Below are 19584 nucleotides of genomic sequence, written 5' to 3'. Positions count from 1 at the left end.
CCCGTGCGCGCGAGCACCAGGTCAGCTCGCGTGTCGACTTCGTCGAGCAGCAGCGTGCCGATGCGCCAGCCGCGCCCGGCCGGCGCGACGGAGGGTGGGTGGAGTTGTCAGGGCCTCGGGCCGTGGCCGAGCTGTGCGAGGGCCACGTCGAGCATGTCGGCGAAGAAGTCCGCCGCGGTGGTGTCGATGCACAACGGGGGCTTGATCTTGAGGATGTTGAGGTGGTCTCCCGTGGGCTGGACGACCACGCCGAGGTCGAGCATGCGGTCGCAGAGCTCCGCGGTCTCCTCCACGGCGGGTTCCAGGGTGGTGCGGTCCCGGACGAGTTCGAGGCCGAGGTACAGGCCCGAGCCGTGGACGGCGCCGACGATGCCGTAGCGGTCGGCCAGCGCTTCGAGCCGGCGCTTCAGATGACCGCCGACGCGCACCGCGTTGCCCTGGAGGTCCTCGTCGCGCAGGGTGTCCAGGACGGTGAGGCCCACGACGCTGGAGACCGGGCTGCCGCCGGTCGAGGAGAAGAAGTAGCCCTGGTCGCGGTATCGGTCGGCGACCGCCTTGGACGTGACGACGGCGCCGAGGGGGTGCCCGTTGCCCATGGCCTTGGCGACGCAGACGATGTCGGGGACGACCTGCTGCTGCTCGAAGCCCCAGAACCACTGCCCCAGGCGGCCGTAGCCGACCTGGACCTCGTCGGCGACGGCCAGGCCGCCGTGACGGCGCACCGCCGCGTACACCTTGGTGAGATAGCCGTCGGGCAGGGCGACTCCTCCGGCGTTGCCGTAGAAGGTCTCGCCGATGAACGCCCCCGCCGGGCGGCCGGAGGCGGCCAGCTCGTCGATCACCGCGACGGCCTCGGGTCCGTAGCGGACGGCGTCCTTCCCGCGGTGCCGGCCGCGGTAGGAGTTGGGCGAGTCCACCGTGTGGACCCAGCCCGGACGGGTGGCGAGGGCGTTCGGGTTGTCCTGGAGCGAGGTGGACACCGCGTCGGAGGCGTACGTCCAGCCGTGGTACGCCTCGCGCAGGGCGACGACGTCGTGCAGCCCGGTCGCGCCCATGGCGAGCCGGAGACCCAGATCCACCGCCTCGGAACCGGAGTTGACGAGGAACACGGTGTCCAGGGGATCGGGGAGGAGCGCAGCGAGGCGTTCGGTGAACTCCACCACCGAGGCGTAGTGGAAGCGCGAGTTGGTGTTGAGCTTGCGCAGCTGCCGGGAGACCGCCTCCTCGACGCGAGGGTGGGCGTGGCCGAGCGGGGTGACGTTGTTGACGATGTCGAGGTACGAGCGGCCGTCGGCGGACAGCAGGTGGTGGCGCCAACCGCGTTCGATACGGGGCGGGTCGGCGTAGTAGTGCCCCTGCACGGTCGCGAACACGGCGTCTCGCCGGCCGAGCAGGTCCCCCTCAGGCGTACGGTCGGCGGGCGGAAGTCCCAGGAGCGGAGCGGGGTCGACGGTCAGAGCGAGCCAGCCGGGGGCGTACTCGGGGCGGACGAGGGGAGGAACGGCGGGGCCGTCGGCGGCGCGCAGCGCGACGTGGAGCACGGCGCCGGAGGGGAGGGAAGCGAGGTCCTCGCCCGCGCGCACCGAGCTGCCGGACGAGACCGGGGGAGTGACCGTACGGGGGAAGGACAGCGTCAGGACCCGTGGGCCGCATGCCATCTCCACCAGGCCCGGTGCCGCGGCGAGGACCCGCCCCGCGGCAGGGGCCTGAACCCACGTGTCCCGGCCGAGCCGCAGGTCGATGCCGGTGGCCACCGTGGCGGCGGAGACGGCCGACAGGGGCGGCGTCCGCGTGAGCCTCGCCTGGGCGTAGGGGGTGGCTGTCGCGACCGCTCCGCCGGAGAGTGCGGCTGCCGTCAGCCGGTCCTCGGTCGCCGCTTCGAGCCACGCACCGTGATCCATGGAGTCCGCGTCGACGGCCAGGTCGCAGCGGGCGATGCCGTCGGCCGGGAGGCCTCGCAGCAGGGGGAAATCGGGAGCGTCGGCCCCGGTGGGCGCCTCGGCCAGTCCGATCGCGTGCCTGACGAGATGAGTCATCACGGGCATCGGGACCTGGGTGGCCTGCTCGAACACGCGCCATTCGCGATCGAGCGCGGCCGTGACGTAGGTGTTGTCCGCGTCGACGGCGGCCTGGTGGCGGCCGCTGGCGACCAGACCGGCCGCGCGCAGCACCACCAGCGGCCACAACGCCTCCGCCTCCTCCGGGGAGAGCGGCCGCATCGCGTGGAAGGCGCGGACGGCGGGCAGCACGTGGTGAGGCTCGACCCCGTCGTGGTGGAGCACGGACGACAGGCACACGGCCAGCTCGCCGATCGCCCAGCTCGTGGTCAGGTCACCGAAGTCGATGACGCCGTCGGGCAGGGGAACGCGGGCATCGGGGCAGCGGATCAGATTGTCGTCGGTGAGGTCCAGGTGCACGGCCTGCGAGGGCAGCCGGGCGGCGACACCCTGGACCCGGGCCCAGGCCTCGGCGGTCGCGGCCCGCACGGCGGTGCGCTCTTCGGGCCCGTCGATGTGCTCGGCGAGCCCGGCGATGACGCGGTCGGCGTGGCGCAGGTCCCACTGCAGGACACGGTCGAGGCCCGGGTGCCGGAACTCGCGCAGAGCGGTGCTGACCTTCGCGGCGACCGTACCCATGGCCGCCACGGTGCTCGGGGACAGGTGCCGGGGTCCGGACAGTGCGCCACCGGGCAGGTAGCGCAGCAGCCGCGCCACGGCCGGCCCGCTCTCGGTGTCCACCCTCGTACGGCGGGGGGAGCCGTCGGGGTGGCGCAGGACGGTGGCGACGCGGAGTTGTTCCGGGTGGGCCGACGCGATGAGGTCGGCGGCGGTGTCCTGAGCCTCGATCTCCAGGACGCCGAAGGCGGGGTTGGCGATCTTCAGTATCGCCAGGGGCGCTCCGTCGTCGGCGCGGACCAGGAAGTTGGCGTCCTGCTGACTGCCCAGTGCCTCCGCGCGGGCGGTGACGCCGAGGAGTTCGGCGGCGACGCGTGCCGCCTCGGCCGGCGTCACGCGCGGTGCGGGAAGCGCGTCCTCGGCGAAGAAGTCGATCGTGCGGTGCGCGTCGTGCGGCATGCAGGGTTCCTCGGGCTGATCGGGCGTCGTCGGTGGCGAGGCGTGTGTGCAAGCAGTGCCTCGTCCGGCTGTTTCAAGCACCATGGCGCATCTCTTCGCGCGAATCAAGTGCCGCAGCGCGTGAATCGCGCGTCGTGACGCGTGGATCGCGCGTCGCGTCAGTCATGGATCAGCGGGTGGGGCGTCGGCTGTGGCGCGTCGTTGCCGGAAAAGTGAGCCGCCCCGACCGCGAGGCAGGGCAACCTCGGACAGGACGCGGTCGGGGCGGAGCGGGTGGGACCTCTCGGCGGAGGGCGGAGGGCGGAGGGCGGAGGGGGCTGGCCTGTGGGACGGCGGGACGGCGGTGCGGTGAGTCCGCCGGTCCGGTGGCTGTCCAGGAACACCGGGCCGGCGGAAGACCTCAGGCCGCGGCTCTGATCGCCTGCGGCAGGCGCAGCGGTGCCGCGGTGGCCGCGACGACCTCCTCGACGGTGACGTCGGGTGCGAGTTCGGCGAGGGTGAAGCCGTCGGGAGTGATGTCGATGACGGCGAGGTCGGTGATGACGCGGTGCACGACGGACCGGCCGGTGAGGGGGAGGGTGCAGGTGTCGACGAGTTTGGGGGTGCCGTCCTTCGCGGTGTGTTCCATGAGGACGATGACCCGTCCGGCGCCGTGGACGAGGTCCATGGCGCCGCCCATGCCCTTGACCATCTTGCCGGGGATCATCCAGTTGGCGAGGTCGCCGGAGGCCGAGACCTGCATGGCGCCGAGGATCGCGGTGTCGATGTGGCCGCCGCGGATCATGCCGAACGAGAGGGCGGAGTCGAAGAAGGACGCGCCGGGCAGGGTGGTGACCGTCTCCTTGCCCGCGTTGATGAGGTCGGCGTCGAGTTCGTCTTCGGTCGGGTACGGGCCGACGCCGAGGATGCCGTTCTCGGACTGGAGGACGACTTCGATACCGGGTGGGAGGTGGTTGGGGATGAGGGTGGGGAGTCCGATGCCGAGGTTGACGTAGGAGCCGTCGGTGAGTTCGCGGGCGGCGCGGACGGCCATCTGTGCGCGCGTGAGGGTCATCAGGCGTTGTCTTCCTCTCGGACGGTGCGGCGTTCGATGCGTCGTTCTGCGGCGGGGTCGCCGGGGGCGGTCCGGACGACGCGCTGGACGAAGATCCCGGGGAGGTGGACCTCGTCGGGGTCGAGTTCGCCGGGTTCGACGAGGTGGTCGACCTCGGCGATGGTGGTCCGTCCGGCCATGGCGGCCAGGGGGTTGAAGTTGCGGGCGGAGGAGCGGAAGACGAGGTTGCCGTGGCGGTCGCCGATGGTGGCGCGGACGAGTGCGTAGTCGGTGGTGATGCCGTGCTCCAGCAGGTGCGGGCGGCCGTCGAAGTCCCTCGTCTCCTTGGCCGGTGAGGCGACGGCGACCGTGCCGTCGGTGGCGTACTTCCAGGGCAGTCCGCCTTCGCCGACCTGGGTGCCGGTTCCGGCGGGGGTGTAGAAGGCGGGGATCCCGGCGCCGCCGGCCCGCAGCCGTTCGGCGAGGGTGCCCTGGGGGACGAGTTCGACCTCCAGCTCGCCGCTCAGGTACTGGCGGGCGAACTCCTTGTTCTCGCCGACGTAGGAGCTGGTCATGCGGGAGATCTGGCCGGCGGCGAGGAGGAGTCCGAGGCCCCAGTCGTCGACGCCGCAGTTGTTGGAGACGATTCTGAGGTCGCATGTCTGGCGTTGCCACAGGGCGTCGATGAGTGTGCCGGGTATGCCGCACAGTCCGAAGCCGCCGACCGCGAGCGAGGCTCCGTCGGGGATGTCGGCCACCGCCTCGGCGGCGCTGGCGACTGTCTTGTCCAGGCCCATGGAGACCCTTTCCCTCGGGCGACCGGTGCGACCGCGCTGGTCGGAACCGGTGGCCGATACAACCGGATGGGCAGCGAGCCTAGGCAGGCCGCAGGGGCGCGACCATGGCTGTCATCCACACATCAGCCCTGGTGGAGGTGGTGGCGAGCACCTCCACCAGCCTTGCGAGTGGAGATGGTGGTGACCACCTCCACCAGCGTGGCGAGCGGAGGCGCTGGCGACCACCTCCACCAGCCTTGCGAGCGTCAGGCCGAGCAGCCGGAATCCGCCACGACGTAGTAGCCCGGCGCGGTCTGCTTCAGGGTGTGCGTCGTGAACGTGTTCCACAGGCCCATGGCCTGACCCGAACCCGTGGCGTAGGCGTAGCCGCCGCTCTGGTAGGCACGGCCGGCGGCCACGTGGTCGTAGTTGCTGGCCGTGTGGCAGGTGGGCGTGTAGCCGGTGGTCGTCGCGCTCACCGAGGCGGAGACGGCTCCCACCGTTCCGGCCGCGTCCACGGCGGCCACCGTGTAGCTGTACGTGGAGCCGGTGGCCAGGCCCGTGTCGGTGTAGGACGCCGACATCGTGGTGCCCACCTTCGTACCACCGCGGTAGACGTGGTACGAGGCGGCGCCGGACACCGTGCCCCAGCTCAGCGTCGCGGTCGTGTCGGTGGTCCCCGTGAGCGTCAGCCCCGTGGGCGCCGGCAGACCTCCCGGCGTCTGGCCACCGCCGTCACCTGCGCCGTCGAGGCCCCAGAAGCGGGCGGTGTGGTAACTGGAGCAGATCGTGTCGAGGTAGTACGTGCCGGCCGTGCCGCACTGCTCCGGGCCGCTGCCGGGGTCGACCGCGAGGCCGTGGGTCATGCCGGAGATGGAGTACACCTGGACGGCGGGCTTGCCCGAGGCGTCGTCGTACTCGCTCAGCGTGGTGCCCCCGCTGAGGCTCTTGGTGCGGGAGGGCGTCTGGCCGATCCCCCACACGTCGGTCCACTGGTCGAGGAGTTCGGTGGCGTTGGCCGGCTTGACGGTGGTGTCCGCGGTGCCCTGCCAGATCGCCACGCGCGGCCAGGAGGTGGTGCCGGCGGGCGCGGCCGACCGTACGAGATCACCCCACTGGGCGGGCGTCTTGTTCGGCGGGGAGTACATGCAGGTGTACGCCGCGCTGAGCGCGGTCGCGCAGTACGCAGGCAGTCCGGAGTCGATGGAGCCGCCGGCGAACACGTCGGGGTAGGCGGCGAGCATGTTCGCGGTCATGCCGGCGCCGGCGGACAGGCCGGTGACGTACACCCGACGCGTGTCACTGCCGTACAGGGAGACGGCCTTGTCGACCATCTGCTTGATCGACAGCGCCTCGCCCTGGCCGCGGGTGCTGTCGCCCTTCTCGAACCAGTTGAAGCAGGAGTTGGAGTTGTTCGCACTGGTGGTCTGCGGGAAGACCAGCGCGAAGTCGTAGGAGTCGGCGAACTTCGGCCAGCCGGAGTTCGCGTAGTAGTCGCTCGCGCTCTGCGTGCAGCCGTGCAGCGCGACGACGAGGGGTGCGCCCGTGGGCAGGCCGTCCGGTATGTACGTGTGCATGGTGAGGTTGCCGGGGTTGGAGCCGAAGCCGGTGACCTGCGTCAGGCCGGCGGCCGACGCCTGCGGGCCGACGGCCACCAGACCGCCGGTCAGGGCGAGGGCGCCCGCTGCGGCGGTGAGCCAGCGGCGGACGCCGCCGACGACGCGGCGGCCCTTCGTGGTGCGGAGCGGGGGATGCGACTGTCCCATGGCTGATGCCTTCCGGGTGGGGGGAAACGAGGAGGGGACACCGTGGCGACTGCGGCTCGTGCCCTCGGTGTGGCGTGAATCATGCGGGTTCGCTGACCGGCACCGACATGGGCGGGACACCCAGGCTTCACGCAGAGGCAATGTGACGGGCGTCCATGGTCCGGCCCGCGAACGGACTAGTAGGGCGTGGGAGTTCGCACACCAGGACTCCTTCGTACGGTCGCGCGGCGGGATGGTGCCTGCATCCACCAGGCGTCCGCTGACGGTGGGCGCCGTATACACGTCCAGAGGCCGACCGGCCGCACAGCCTCCCGCGGATCCCCGCCCCCGAGCCTGGGAGGGAATCACCCCCGAAGGACCTGTCCGTGCCCAGCGGAGTGCCCGGCATCCAGATCGACGGGTACTTCCCCGACACGTCCACCACCCACACCAACCACGGCTGGAACCACGACGCCCAGTTCGTCATCCGCCTGCCCGACCGGTGGAACGGCGGTCTCGTCGTCTCCGGCACCCCCGGGCCCCGGGCTTCAACGGCGCGGTGCAGGGAGGTGTCGGGGAGTCGCCGTACGGCGCAGCCAGGAGGAATCCTCTCCCTCGGGGATGCCGCCGTCAGCCGAGCGTTCCCGATGGACGGTGATGCGGCAGGTCTTGCGGCCGGGGGAGGCCGAGTGGCTGTACGGGCGTATCTCCCGCGCCCTGTCCGGGAGTTCGACCTGGTTGCTGACGTACTGTCCGGGCAGGGGGCTGATGCACTACGGTCCGCGGTCGGGCCGGGCCGGTCGTGTCCGATCGTCGGGCATGTCCGGTACGACGTGGGCGGCGGGGCGACCGCGCCCACCGGTGGCAGCGGTCAGGCGACGAGGCCGAGCCGCGGGCCGCCCCGGTCGCGCAGGCGTCTGAAGAAGGCCAACACACCCGCGGATCCGCCGGCCCAGGTGGCACTCGACCGGGCGAGACCGGTGTCCGGAAACACGGGCCGGGACCAGGTGCCGCCGCTGCGGCTCAGGATGAGCAGGGCGACGGTCTCGGCCGCGTCCCAGAATTCCGCGGACGCGGACGCGGATGCGGACGCGACTGCGACGTCCACCATCAGGTCACCCACTCCGGCCAGTCCGCAGCACTGCGTGACCAGCGGCATCCGCGGTGCCAGCGCGGCGCAGGCGCGCGCGGCCCGCTGGGCGAGGTCGAGGTACCCGGGCTCCTCGAGGCGTTCGGCGGCCCGGACGAGTACGGTTCCGATGCCGGCCAGGCCCCGGCACCACGAGCCGTAGCGGCGTGTCGCCCCCGGCTCGGCGGCCGCTGCGATGATGTCCGGTGTCACAGCGGCCAGGCGTGCGGCGGCCTTCTCGGAGCGGCTGATCGCGTCAGGGTCCCCGGTCGCGTCGCTGTACTCCAGCAGGAAGCAGGTGATGCCCGCCTCGCCGTGCGCGATGCCCTCGTGGAGTGCGGCGCTGCCGGCCGTGTCCGGGCCGGTCGGGGTCAGTCGGGCGGTGCCCGACGCCAGCATCCGGTCGCAGTCGGCGGCGATGGCGAGGTGTCGGTCCGCGGCGTGTCGGTCACCGGACCGGAGGGCGTGGCGGGCGAGCAGCAGTCGGCCGAGGCCGATTCCGGCGGCGCCCGCGATCAGGTCCGCCTCCGGCGGTCCGCCGTCCGGTGCGCGCTCCGGCAGGACGGGGTACCCGGACCGCGGGGCCGCGTCCGTCCCCGTCCCCGCCTCCGCGAGGAAGAGTTCGACGCCGGTGCGCCCCGTGTAGAAGCCGGGTGGCAGGTTCCTGGACTGTTCCGCCGTCCACCGCGCCAACGCGGCGACGGCAGAACGCACGTGGGGCCGGTGCGCATGGTGGAGGAGTTCCAGTCCGAGTCCCGAACTGCCGCCGTAGACGTCGATCGAGGTCGGGACGTTCAGTTGCGCGGCCTGTACCGGGTCCACGATCGAGTGCGCTTCACCGACGCAGAACGAGGTCGTGTGCTCGATGATCTCGTCCAGCAGGTCGCTGTCGATCCGCGGGCGCACGGGCCGGGGTGCGGTGACGGCCGTGCCGGTGCGCAGGCGGTCGGCGGCGGTGGTCCGTACGGCCGGGTCGAAGCTCAGGAGGCCGGTGATCGACGACCGGATCTCCCGGTGGGCGCGCCCGGGGAGCGCCGATGCCAGGCAGGCCAGGGTCCGGTCCCGGTTGACCCCGTGGTCGGTGTCGACGATCACCGGATCCATGCCGGTGGCGGCGAAGAAGAGGGTCGCGCCGAGGGCGTAGTAGTCGTCGGCGGGGGCGGCCGGTCCGGTCGCGCGCAGAACCGGCTCGCTGTATCCGGGGGTCGCCCCGCCCGGGCCGGCACCGTCCCACTCGCTGATCCCGAAGTCGATGACGTGGCAGTGGCCGGGGCCCGAGTCGTCGAGCACGACGTTGTCGGGCTTGAGATCGCGGACGACCACGTTCCCGTCGTGGATCGCGTCCAGGACGCGCAGGAGCCGGGAGGCGAGGACGGACAGGGCGCGCGTCGGCCGGGTGTCGTCGTCCCGGTACGGGCCGTTCCGCAGAACCTCCCTGCGCAGGTCCCGGTCGCCGCAGCTGCTCATCACCAGGTACTCGTCCGACTGGTGAGAGAAGTAGTCCAGTGCACGGGGCACGCCCGTGACGCCGTCGAGCGCGGTGAGGACCGTGCGCTCGTTGCGCAGCCGGTGACGGGCGTCCGTACCGAATTCGTCCTCGCCCACGAAGGCCCTCGCCTGTTTGACCACCACCGGCCGCCCGAGAGTGCGGTCGACCGCGCGGTAGACGTTGCCCCGGGGCGCACGCGCGATGCCGGCGGTGACCGTGTAGCGTCCGCCGCCGAAGCCGGCCGCGGACGGCTCGTCACCGTGTCCGGAGTCGAGTGCGAAGGGGTCCTCGGCCCAGGGTGGGCACCTGTAGCGGCCGACGGCCAGGCCGTCGAAGATGCGACCGTCCGGCCCGGTCATGATGGATTCGAGCCGCCCGCTCCGGCCGGTCCGGTAGTCGCCCGTGAAGGGGCCGTAGCGGTAGTAGACCGGGGCCCTCGGGTCGACCCGCCGATCGCTGACGACCCGAGGGCCCTCCCGGTCGCGCAGTACGGCGGCGAGTTCGCGGCCGACCTCGACCACAGCGCCGGGCGTGGGGTAGACGGTGATCGCCTTGCCGACGGCTCCCGCGCTCACCACCCCGGAGTTGAGGCGGCGCAGCGTTTCGGGGTCACGGGCGAACTTCGCATGGCAGACGTGTCGGGACAGCACCGGCAGGACGAGCCTGGTGGCGGCGTCGAGGTCGCCGGGACGCGCCGATACGTGCAGTTTCCATCCGTGTTCCATCACCGGCATCCGCGGATCGTTCAGATACGACCACGTGCCGTCGGACCAACCGCTGCGGCCGGTGATGGAAACGGCCACCGCTACGAGTTCAGGTCACAGGCGAAGCGGGTGGTGGCGGTCACCCAGGGGTCGGAGAGACACGCCGAGTATTCGCGGTCGCTGCGGTCGTCGTCCTCGAACGCGATCGCCTCGTCGTCGATCTCCAGCGGACCCGCGTCGCGGAATCCGTCGGCTTCCAGAAGACCCGGCACGGCTAAGGGCATGTGACGCCTCCATGGTGTGTCGTGCGCTGAGGAGCAGGTAATGGCCGACGTGGGTCGGTGGACCCGCCGGGCCAAGGACTTGCTGAACAAAAGTAGGGAGGGGCGGACTCGCTGACAAGGGGGCGGGCGGGAGTGCTCTAGAGAACTCCCATCTCGGCACCGACCCCGGCGAAGGCCGCAGAACTCACCCTCGCCCAGCCCCGGGCAGCCCTCCGATGCAGCGGACGTACGTGAGCCTTCGACACCGGGACCGAACGGCTGATGACCGGGGGGTTGGCCCTTGCCGTCGGGGGCGCACGAAACGAGAGCGAGGCATGGATGCTCGGGATCCAGACCGATGCATGGGATGTGGCCGGGGGGCGTGTTCACGGCCCAGCGGCGGGCGCGCCGCCGGGCCGGTGGTGTCGTCATCGGACGGCACGAGTGAAGCGGCCCGTCTCCTGGAGCGACAGCACTCGTGAGCGCCGCCTGCTGGACGGTCAGAGGAGTGGGATACGGGGTGCTCGCCGCCCTCGATGAGCCGCAGTTGTCCCGTACACCCCTGATCGGCATGGGCCTGGCTCAGCGGTTCTTTGCGCGACACCGCTGCTGGCGGGCTGCTGTCGAGGGGTGGTCCTGGGTCGCGGTTACCGCCGCCTGGCCTGCCTCGTCCCCGGCGGCGGTATCGCCGAGTTCGCCCGCGACCGCTTGGACGCCGTGACGACGGTCGCGGGGATCCAGGCTGATGACCAGGAGGACATGGCGACGAACGTTGACGCCGGCACGGCTCCGGAGGTGTGGAACGGCAGAGTGATGCCGAAGGTGTGCTCCTGTCATGGCGCGAGGAGTCCGCGATGCCCGAAGGTGAGGAGCAGCGCGACACCGCCGAGCGTCGGCGGCAGGACCGTGGGCAGCAGGACGAGTGAGCGGACGAACGCCTTGCCGGGGAAGGGCACCCGGGCGGGCAGCCAGGCCGGCGGGGCGCCGAGCAGCAGAGACAGCCCCAGCACCCGGAACGAGGGTGCAGGCGCTCTCCAGGCCGCGGCCGCACCGCGGCGTGACGCAGGGGTGCCGGCATGTGCGAACCTGGGCCGTCGATTCGACTGGCACACACTCCCTTTGAGGCGGAAGGCCAACCCCCGTGAGGCCGCGGCGGGTCTTCTCGACTGCTCGCTCGACCGGGCGATCGTGCGCCGGATCGCCCCGTACGTGCCCCCGCCACGGGGGCGTTAATGGCCAAATGCGCTGGGACCGCGGCCCTTGACGGGCGCCGTCGCAGTCCCCTCGCGCCTCGCGGCGGTGCCGCTGCGGACCCGGACGCGCAGGGGGCCTACACCGCCCGCCACCATGGCCGGAGTCTGCGGCGCGCCGACCGGCGGCCATCGTTCCGGCCGCGCAGCGGCGGCCTCCGGGCCGGGTCGGGCGCGCCCGGAATCCCGCTCGACGATTGGCCGGTTCCGGTAGATCCCGGACGGACCACCTCCGGTGGATTCTGTAGCCCCGTGCACTTCCGGCGAATCGTAGGAGGTACCGCATGTCCATCATGTCCACCACCCGCGCGGATGAGATCGTCACCGCCTGGCTCCAGGGTGCCGAGACGGCCTTCGGCGCCGACAACCCGGCCGGCCCGCTCTACGTGGGCGGTGCGGCCGGAGAGGCCGCGCTGACCGACGCCACCGAGGCGCTGCTCACCGGGTGCAGCAGCTGTACGGGCTCGCTGCACAGCTACTGCTGCTGACGAACCGCCGTACGGCACCGGACGCACCACCCGGGGAGCCCTTAGGGGCTCCCCGGCCCGACCCGGCCCGACGAGGCCGACCAGGCCCGGCCACGCGCAGGCCGGCCCCCGTGTGCGGAAACCCGACCCAGACGTCAGGAGAGGACTCAGCATGGTGGAACCGGTGGCAGCGGCCCGCTCGGCCGACGGACCGCCGCCCGAGGGATGGTTCGCGGGCCCCGTGGACGCCTTCGCGGCCCCGCTGTTCGCGGAGCTGGACGACCGGATCCCAGGGATGGCCGGGCTGGCCTCCGACGAGCGGGAAGTCCTGCGCGAGGCGACCCGCGAGGCTCTCCGCCGTACCTTCCAGCTCCGGCTCAACCGGGTGCTCCTGCTGGAGCTGAGGGCTGCAGCCCTCGCCGGCGACCTGCCCGGCACGGACCCGTCCGCGCGATGGGACGCCTTCCTCCGGCAGGCCTCCACGCCCGGCTTCTCCGAGACCCTGCACCGGCGCTACCCGGCGCTGCGCCGACGGGCCTTCGCCTCCGGGCGCCTGCTGACCGAGGGCGCCCTGGAGCTGGGTGCGCGGCTCGCCGCGGACCGTCGGGCCGTCGCCGGCCTGCTCGGAGGCGATCCCGGACCGCTGCGCGCCCTGGAGCTGGCCCGAGGGGACACCCACCACGGTGGCCGGGCGGTGGCGCTGCTGGTCTTCGAGTCCGCCCGCGTCATGTACAAGCCGCGACCGGTGGAGGTGGACGCCGCGCTGCGCTCCTTCGTCGCCGCCGTCCCCGGCGCCGAGGACCTGGGCGTACCGAGGGTGGTGGTACGGGACGGCTACGGCTGGGCCGAGCACCTCGGTCACCGCTACTGCCGAGGCGAGGCGGAACTCGCCCGCTTCTACCGCGCCCTGGGCGGCTGGCTGGCGGTGATGCGGCTCCTCGGCGGGACCGACCTGCACGCCGAGAACCTGGTGGCCCACGGTCCGGTGCCCGCCGTCGTCGACGCAGAGGCCCTGTTCACCCCCGATGTCGAGGTTCCGCCGAGCGGGCGCGGCGACGCCGTGGACCGGGCGGCCCGGACGATCCGCAACACCGTGCTGCGCACCGGCATCCTCCCGCTGCGCACCGACGGCTACGCCCTCGCCGGCGTGGACCTCTCGGCCGCCGGTGGTCTGCCCGGTCAGCAGCCGCAGATCCGCGTCCCGGTCATCACGGACGGAGGACGGGACACCGCCCGCATGGAGGTCGCCGCGGTGGACCTGCCGCCGGCCCGCAACCACCCCAGCCCCGAGCCGGTGCTGATCCGCCACTGGGACCAGGTGCTGACCGGCTTCGACGGGCTCACCGAGGCCCTGACGGAGCTCGACGCGGGCGGTGGACTCGACGCGCTGTTGCGGGTGTTCGACGGCTGCCGGGTCCGCAGGATCCGGCGGCCCACGCAGACGTACACGGACATCGGCCGGATGCTCTGGCACCCGGCTTCGCTGCACGACCCCGACGCCGCCCTGGCCCGGGCCCGGGACATCCTCCACCGCAACGCCCTCGCCGCCCCGGGCGCGCCGCGCGAACCGGCCGTGATCGACCAGGAGATAGCGGACCTCCTGGTCGGAGACATCCCCGCGTTCGGCGAACGGGTGGACGGACAGCGGCTGGACGCCTTCCTCGCCGGGTGGCGGCGGGCGGACCTCACCCGTGAACGCGACACCATTCGCAGCGCCCTGGTCGGCGCCTACCTGAACGAACGCAGGCTTCCGGACCGGGTACGGACGCCCGCCCGCGCGCCGCACGCCGAGGACCTGGACCGGCGGCGCCGCACGCTGGCGGCCGAGGCCGTGCGGACGGTCTGCGAGGCGGCCGTGCGCGGCACCGACGCCACAGCGACCTGGATCAGTCCCGTGCTCACGGACTACGGCTGGGCCGTCCGTCCGCTGGGCGCGGACCTTTACACCGGGCAGGGCGGCGTCGCCCTCGCCCTCGCGGAGTACCAGCGGGAGCAGCGGGCCGGCCGAGCCGATCCGGTGGCCGGTGTCGAGTCCGTGCTGGCGGGCACCCTGGAGGTACTGTCCGCCACCGAGGACACCACGCCGACCCGTCAGCTCGGCGGGTTCACCGGGATCGCCTCGCAGGTGTGGACCTGGGCCGCGCTGCACCGCCTTCTCGGTACGCCCGGGCTGCTCGACCGCGCCCGCGCCAGGGCCGCGCTGCTGACCCCGGAGGCCATCGCCGAGGACCGTGCCCTCGACGTGCTCAGCGGCGCGGCCGGCGCGATCGTCCCCCTGCTCGACCTCGCCGAAATCACCGGCGAGGAGCGGTGGTTGGAAGCCGCCGCGGCCGCCGGTCGGCATCTGGAGCGGAGCGCGGTCGTCGACGACCGCGGAGCACGGTGGTCCACGGTGATGTTCCCCGAGGGCATCGGCGGATTCGCCCATGGCGCCACCGGCGCCGGGTGGGCGCTCACCAGGCTCGCCCTCTCGTCCGCCGGGGGCCCGTCCGACCGGCGTCGGTGGTACGAACTCGGCACTCTGGCACACGACTTCGAAGAGTCGCTGTACTCGCCGGAGGCAGGCGCCTGGGTCGATGCGCGGATCGGAGGAGACGTCGACCACCCCACCGCATGGTGCCACGGCAGCACGGGCATCGGCCTGGCCGCCCTCGACCTCTACCGGCGCACGGGCGATCCCCGCCACCTGGGCACCGCGCTCCGCTCCGGGCCGGCCGGCCTGCGCGAGGGGTTCGGCTGGAGCCACACCCTCTGTCACGGCGACCTCGGACTCTGGGAGCTCCTGCACCACCTGCGCGGTTTGAAGGGGTACGAGGGACCGTCCGCCGCACAGGCCGACGCAGAGTTGATCACCGGCATCGAGCAGCGCGGTCCGGTCGGTGGCCTCGCCAAGGAGGCGTTCGCACCCGGTCTGCTTCCCGGGCTGTCCGGGGTGGTGCACCACCTGCTCCGCATGCACCCCGAAGCACGCCTGAGCTCGCCTCTCCTCCTGGCCCACCCCGAGAGGCCGGACACCACCTGACGCGATCTCCCGCCTCGGATGTGGAACGGCGGCGGACTCCGCGAGCGGGTCGGCCGCCGGCGCACGGGAGCGACCCGCTCGCGGATCGGCCGTCGTCGACGGAGCCGTAGTCGGTCGGCGGCCTCGCCGTGCCATCCGCACCATCGGCATCGAATCCTTCCGCCGTCGGCGCGGCAGGCCGAGCTCCGTACCCTGTCCGACACGGTTCGTGCTGTGGTCCGGCACGGGCAGCCTGCTCGCCGACGTCGTGTACGAGGGGGCCCGCCCGGTCACCGGGCCGCTGCCGGCGTCGCTGGGGGTCTCGGCGCTGGTCGTCGGCGTGGTCACGGGCGCCGGGGTACGGCTGATCGCATTCGGACGACGTCGCGGTCGCGCTGATGACCGAACAGGCCACGGGGCACCCGCACGAGTCGCTGCCGTGCGACCTGGTGTACCGGCCGCTCGGCCTTCGTGAGACCGGCTTCATCGGCGGCTACGCCGGGCCCTGGCTGCTCACCGCGGCCACCCGCCATGCCCAAGCGGGACTTGTTGCCGGGTGGCGCTTCCGTGCCCGCCGGTCCCCGCGTGAACGTGGCCGGCTCGCCGGGCTGCGGGCGACCGAGGAGAAGTTCGTCTGCGTCTTGCTGGAGCACGGGTGCCCCTGAGACCGGCTTCCACGGCCGCGCCACGGTCAGGCCACGACCGGGCCATGGCCGGGAAGCCTCGCCGACGGTCCAGGGCGCGATTGTGGCCGAAATCAGCGTGGGCTGGGGTGAACCAGGAGATACGCGCTGGTAACTTACGCGAGTTGATCAAGGTCGAGGCCCCCTCCGCGGAGCCCTCGGCCCGAGCCACCCCCCCCCAAGCAAGGAACCGCATTGGCCCCCACCATCCGCACGACGGCCCTTCCACTCGCCCTCTCCGCCCTCTTGCTGTCCGCCGCCCCGGTGTTCGCCGACGCGCCCACTCCGCACCTGGACGCGGTGGAGCAGTCCCTGCGTCAGGTCTCTCCGGGCCTTGAGGGCTCCGTCTGGGAGCGCACGACGGGGAACAGGCTGGGCGCCTCCACCCCCGGCGCCTCCGACTGGCTGCTCCAGACCCCCGGATGTTGGGGCGATCCCACCTGCGCCGACCGTTCAGGCTCCCGGCGCCTGCTGGAGAAGGTACGCGAGGACATCGCGAACGCCCGTTACAGCGTGGACATATCCACTCTGGCCCCGTTCCCCGACGGAGCCTTCCAGGACGCGATCGTGGCCGGCCTGAAGGAGGCCGCGCAGAAGGGCAACCGGCTTCAGGTTCGCATCCTGGTCGGTGCCGCACCCCTCTACCACGCCAACGTGATTCCTTCCAACTACCGCGACGAGCTGGTGGACAAGCTCGGTCCGGCGGCCGCGAGCGTCACTCTCGACGTGGCCTCGATGACGACGTCGAAGACCGGCTTCTCCTGGAACCACTCCAAGCTGGTGGTGGTGGACGGGAACTCGGTGATCACCGGCGGCATCAACAGCTGGAAGGACGACTACCTCGACACCACCCACCCGGTGAACGACGTCGACCTCGCGCTGTCCGGCCCGGCGGCGGGCTCCGCCGGACGCTACCTCGACACGCTGTGGGACTGGACCTGTCGCAACAAGAACAACTGGACCGCCGTCTGGTTCGCCTCCTCCAACGGCGCGGGCTGCCTGCCCACGCTGCCCCGGCCTGCCGCCCCGCCCGCCGAAGGCGACATTGCAGCCCTCGCGGTGGGCGGCCTCGGCGTCGGGATCCGGCAGAGCGACCCGTCCTCGTCGTTCCAGCCCGTCCTGCCGAGGGCCGCCGACACCACCTGTGGATTCGGTGTGTCCGACCGCACCAACTCCGACCGCGACTACGACACGGTCAACCCGGAGGAGAGCGCCCTGCGAGCACTGGTCGCGAGCGCGACCGAGCACGTCGAGATCTCGCAGCAGGACCTGAACGCGACCTGCCCGCCACTGCCCCGCTACGACATCCGGCTCTACGACACCCTCGCCGCGAAACTCGCCGCCGGCGTGAAGGTGCGCATCGTCGTCAGCGACCCGGCCAACCGGGGCACCATCGGCAGCGGCGGCTACTCGCAGATCAAGTCGTTGTCCGAGGTGAGCGACGCCCTGCGCGACCGCCTCACGGCCCTGACCGGCGACGTGCCGAAGGCAAGGGCCGCGATGTGCCAGAACCTGCAGCTCGCGACCTTCCGCGCCTCGGACAAGCCGACGTGGGCGGACGGCAAACCGTACGCCCAGCACCACAAGCTGGTCTCGGTGGACGACTCGGCCTTCTACATCGGCTCGAAGAACCTGTACCCCTCCTGGCTCCAGGACTTCGGCTACGTGATCGAAAGCCCCGCCGCCGCACGCCAGCTGGCGGACGGGCTCCTCGTGCCGCAGTGGAAGTACTCGCAGGCCACGGCGACGTACGACTACACGCGCGGCGTCTGCCAGGGCTGACGCCCGCCCGACCGGCACCTCGGTGCACCTCGGCGCACCTCGGGTCAGCGTGTCCGCCGGCCCGAGGTGCACACCGGCACTGCGCACGCCGTCTTCGCAGGCGCAGCGGTCGGACAGGCCCCGACCTCTCGCCGATCTAGGACACGTCCGCTTCTACGGCTGCCTTGATGCGCTTTCCGAAGGCCGGCGCGTCCTTGCGCGCCGCGGCCAGGGCCAGGCCGACGATGAGCTTGCCGAGGCCGTGGCCCTCCAGCTCGTTGTGGATGCGGACCCGCGTCCCGCCGTCCGGCAGCGGTTCCAGGTCGTAGCCGCCCTCGCTCACCGTCACGAGGTTCTTCGACACCTCGGCCCAGCGCATCGACCGCGGCGGGTCGAAGGCGGTGACGCGGAACTCCCGCGAGGTCTTCATCCCCGCGTCCTTCACCGTGCTGCGAAACACCGTACCGACGGCCGTCGGCGACTCGGGGACCCGCTCGATCCGGAGCACCCGCGGGCTGAACCGCGGATCGTTCCGCCCGTCGGCGAGATACGCGAACACCTTGTCGATGTCCCGGACCACGTCGACCGTCGCCTCGAACTGCTTGGACATGCCACTCCTCGTCGGGGCCGCTCCCGCCCGGCGCAAGGGGCAGGCTCCCTTCAGAGTGGAGGACCTACCCGCCCCACGCACCTCGGACGGGTCGGACGGCGGGTGCCGGGTCCGACGAGCTCGTGCATGGTTGGCGCTGGTGTGTCGGACCTCTGATCGTTTGAGCCTGGTCTGCACGGTGGGGAACTGGGCATGTGCGCTGACTCGTGCGGAGTCGGGTCTCTCCGCTCACCGGCATCCTCGACGCACTTCCGGCAGCTACGTTGAAGCAGCGGGTCGGCGGGAGGGATTGCGAGCGCGCGGCGGCCGACAACGGCAGATCCCGGAGACGAGTGTCGGCATCCCGCGGATGCTTGCCGAAGTGTGCGGTCCGGACCGCGCATGGTCCGGGAAGCGCGCCTGGAGCCGGCTACGCGCTACACGTGGCAGCCGGGTGATGTCGCAACGTGTCCAAGCGCAGGAGTGCCTGGTGGGACGATCTTCCCTCCAGGCACCCGACTTCACTTCCCAGAAGCGCTCAAGCGCCTTGGGGGAGTAGCTGCAACAAAGGTTCTTCGTCCGCGGGTGGTGCAGCCGATGAACCCGCGCTGACCGGCGAGATCGGCCCCGGCTCGGCGACGGGTCAGATCCAGCCGCGGCGTGCCGCGACGACACCGGCCTGGAAGCGGTTCACCGCGCCCAGAAGGTCGTGGAGGCGGCTCATGCGCCGGCGCATGGTGCGGACCGACCAGCCGAGCTGGCGGGCTATGGCCTCGTCCTTGAGGCCGCTGACCAGCAGGGTGAGCACCAGACGGTCCTCCTCGCCGAGCGGGTCCTGGGCGGGGGCGTCGAGCGGCAGGGCCTGTTTCCAGCACAGTTCCCAGTAGTCGGTGAGGGCGTCCAGCAGCGTGGAGGGGCGGATGACCGCAGCGCGCACGCCATTGAGGTCCAGGGAGAGCGGCATCAGCGCCAGCCGGCGATCCGCGATGGCCAGTTTGATCCGCAGGCCCGGCATCACCCGGGCCTGCTCGCCACGGCTCACGAGTCCTCGGATGTCGTCGAGCACCCCCGGCCACTCCAGCGCCTCGGGGGCGTAGACCGCGCGGTAGCGCACCCCGCGCCCCAGCGCGTTGCTCTCCACCGGGTTGGACGTGGTCAGCGCGTACGGCGGCCGATCCAGTGTCATGACGTCCTCGCGCGCCTCCTGTTGGAGGCGGACGAACCAGCGGCCGAGCGCCTCGCGGCCGGTGGTGATCTCCACCTCGTCCTCCCCGGCGGTGCCGGCCTGGGCCGCCGCGAAGAGGCGGGACAGTTCGCCCGCCGCCGAACGGACCCGGTCCAACTCCGCGGTCCTGGTTCGCACCAGTGACTCGACCGCGGCTCCCGGCTCGATCGCCGCGTACCGGCGTCGTACGCCCGCGAGCCGCCCGACCAGGCCGTGGTCGTGCAATCGGTCCAGTGCCCTGGCGACGCGGAGAGGGGAGCAGCCGAGGTCGGCGGCGAGCTCGGCCGGGGCCGCCGTACGCCGGGTCAACACAGCCCGGTAGACGCTTTCGTCGAACGGATCGATGCCTGCCGCGGTGAGCTCGTTCGTCATGTGCGGATCCTGGCCCACTTGTG

General features: G+C 72.2%; 12 protein-coding genes and 3 pseudogenes. 5 read left to right on the top strand and 10 right to left on the bottom strand.

The window, feature by feature from the left end:
- Positions 1 to 107: 107 nt before the first annotated feature.
- From AB5J54_RS01520 to AB5J54_RS01505, 4 genes are all read right to left on the bottom strand, one after another.
- Positions 108 to 3074, bottom strand: a complete 2967-nt coding sequence (locus tag AB5J54_RS01520; protein WP_369142021.1) for an aminotransferase — start codon at positions 3072 to 3074, stop codon at positions 108 to 110.
- 400 nt (positions 3075 to 3474) lie between these two features.
- Entirely contained in the window at positions 3475 to 4128 is a 654-nt protein-coding gene (locus AB5J54_RS01515; RefSeq protein ID WP_369142020.1) for a CoA transferase subunit B, read from the bottom strand.
- On the bottom strand, positions 4128 to 4904 hold the full coding sequence (locus tag AB5J54_RS01510; protein ID WP_369142019.1) for a CoA transferase subunit A: 777 nt from the start codon (positions 4902 to 4904) through the stop codon (positions 4128 to 4130). Before AB5J54_RS01510 ends, AB5J54_RS01515 begins: the two co-directional genes overlap by 1 nt.
- Positions 4905 to 5149: 245 nt before the next feature.
- Positions 5150 to 6649 (bottom strand): PHB depolymerase family esterase, encoded by a 1500-nt coding sequence (locus AB5J54_RS01505; protein WP_369142018.1) that lies wholly within the window; start codon positions 6647 to 6649, stop codon positions 5150 to 5152.
- A gap of 340 nt (positions 6650 to 6989) precedes the next feature.
- On the opposite strand from AB5J54_RS01505, the pseudogene AB5J54_RS01500 reads away from it, so the two are divergent.
- Positions 6990 to 7167: pseudogene (locus tag AB5J54_RS01500) on the top strand (tannase/feruloyl esterase family alpha/beta hydrolase); the annotation flags it as partial.
- Positions 7168 to 7221: 54 nt separating this feature from the next.
- Here the strand turns inward: AB5J54_RS01500 and AB5J54_RS01495 are convergent.
- The 4 genes and pseudogenes from AB5J54_RS01495 to AB5J54_RS01480 all read right to left on the bottom strand — a co-directional run.
- A pseudogene (locus AB5J54_RS01495) lies at positions 7222 to 7386 on the bottom strand (hemin transporter); the annotation flags it as partial.
- Positions 7387 to 7499: 113 nt separating this feature from the next.
- On the bottom strand, positions 7500 to 10049 hold the full coding sequence (lanL, locus tag AB5J54_RS01490) for a class IV lanthionine synthetase LanL (RefSeq protein WP_369142017.1): 2550 nt from the start codon (positions 10047 to 10049) through the stop codon (positions 7500 to 7502).
- A 2-nt stretch (positions 10050 to 10051) separates the two neighbouring features.
- Positions 10052 to 10234, bottom strand: coding sequence for an SflA family class IV lanthipeptide (locus AB5J54_RS01485; RefSeq protein ID WP_369142016.1), 183 nt, complete (start codon positions 10232 to 10234; stop codon positions 10052 to 10054).
- Positions 10235 to 10971: 737 nt separating this feature from the next.
- Positions 10972 to 11220 (bottom strand): annotated as a pseudogene (locus AB5J54_RS01480) (molybdate ABC transporter permease subunit); the annotation flags it as partial.
- Between the two features lie 527 nt (positions 11221 to 11747).
- Here AB5J54_RS01480 and AB5J54_RS01475 point away from each other — a divergent pair.
- The 4 genes from AB5J54_RS01475 (at position 11748) to AB5J54_RS01460 (ending at position 17396) form a co-directional block, all read left to right on the top strand.
- Complete coding sequence (locus tag AB5J54_RS01475) at positions 11748 to 11951, top strand: DUF6229 family protein (RefSeq protein WP_369142015.1); 204 nt, start codon at positions 11748 to 11750, stop codon at positions 11949 to 11951.
- A gap of 151 nt (positions 11952 to 12102) precedes the next feature.
- Positions 12103 to 14952, top strand: coding sequence for a type 2 lanthipeptide synthetase LanM family protein (locus AB5J54_RS01470; RefSeq protein ID WP_369142014.1), 2850 nt, complete (start codon positions 12103 to 12105; stop codon positions 14950 to 14952).
- A gap of 377 nt (positions 14953 to 15329) precedes the next feature.
- A complete protein-coding gene (locus AB5J54_RS01465; RefSeq protein WP_369142013.1) occupies positions 15330 to 15596 on the top strand; it encodes a hypothetical protein in 267 nt (88 codons plus the stop codon).
- Between the two features lie 213 nt (positions 15597 to 15809).
- Positions 15810 to 17396, top strand: a complete 1587-nt coding sequence (locus AB5J54_RS01460) for a phospholipase D-like domain-containing protein (protein ID WP_369142012.1) — start codon at positions 15810 to 15812, stop codon at positions 17394 to 17396.
- 136 nt (positions 17397 to 17532) lie between these two features.
- Here AB5J54_RS01460 and AB5J54_RS01455 read toward each other — a convergent pair whose 3' ends face one another.
- Positions 17533 to 17985, bottom strand: coding sequence for an SRPBCC family protein (locus tag AB5J54_RS01455; protein ID WP_369142011.1), 453 nt, complete (start codon positions 17983 to 17985; stop codon positions 17533 to 17535).
- A gap of 622 nt (positions 17986 to 18607) precedes the next feature.
- A complete protein-coding gene (locus tag AB5J54_RS01450; RefSeq protein ID WP_369142010.1) occupies positions 18608 to 19561 on the bottom strand; it encodes a helix-turn-helix domain-containing protein in 954 nt (317 codons plus the stop codon).
- Between the last annotated feature and the right edge of the window lie 23 nt (positions 19562 to 19584).

This window comes from Streptomyces sp. R44 (assembly GCF_041053105.1).
Taxonomy (GTDB): Bacteria; Actinomycetota; Actinomycetes; order Streptomycetales; family Streptomycetaceae; genus Streptomyces.
This window is presented reverse-complemented; position numbering and strand designations above follow the sequence as displayed.

Excerpts from the sequence above, each read along its gene's own strand:
- AB5J54_RS01520 (WP_369142021.1), bottom strand. The coding sequence starts at position 3,074 with ATGCCGCACGACGCGCACCGCACGATCGACTTCTTCGCCGAGGACGCG.
- AB5J54_RS01515 (WP_369142020.1), bottom strand. The coding sequence starts at position 4,128 with ATGACCCTCACGCGCGCACAGATGGCCGTCCGCGCCGCCCGCGAACTC.
- AB5J54_RS01510 (WP_369142019.1), bottom strand. The coding sequence starts at position 4,904 with ATGGGCCTGGACAAGACAGTCGCCAGCGCCGCCGAGGCGGTGGCCGAC.
- AB5J54_RS01505 (WP_369142018.1), bottom strand. The coding sequence starts at position 6,649 with ATGGGACAGTCGCATCCCCCGCTCCGCACCACGAAGGGCCGCCGCGTC.
- AB5J54_RS01485 (WP_369142016.1), bottom strand. The coding sequence starts at position 10,234 with ATGCCCTTAGCCGTGCCGGGTCTTCTGGAAGCCGACGGATTCCGCGAC.
- AB5J54_RS01475 (WP_369142015.1), top strand. The coding sequence starts at position 11,748 with ATGTCCATCATGTCCACCACCCGCGCGGATGAGATCGTCACCGCCTGG.
- AB5J54_RS01470 (WP_369142014.1), top strand. The coding sequence starts at position 12,103 with ATGGTGGAACCGGTGGCAGCGGCCCGCTCGGCCGACGGACCGCCGCCC.
- AB5J54_RS01465 (WP_369142013.1), top strand. The coding sequence starts at position 15,330 with ATGACCGAACAGGCCACGGGGCACCCGCACGAGTCGCTGCCGTGCGAC.
- AB5J54_RS01455 (WP_369142011.1), bottom strand. The coding sequence starts at position 17,985 with ATGTCCAAGCAGTTCGAGGCGACGGTCGACGTGGTCCGGGACATCGAC.
- AB5J54_RS01450 (WP_369142010.1), bottom strand. The coding sequence starts at position 19,561 with ATGACGAACGAGCTCACCGCGGCAGGCATCGATCCGTTCGACGAAAGC.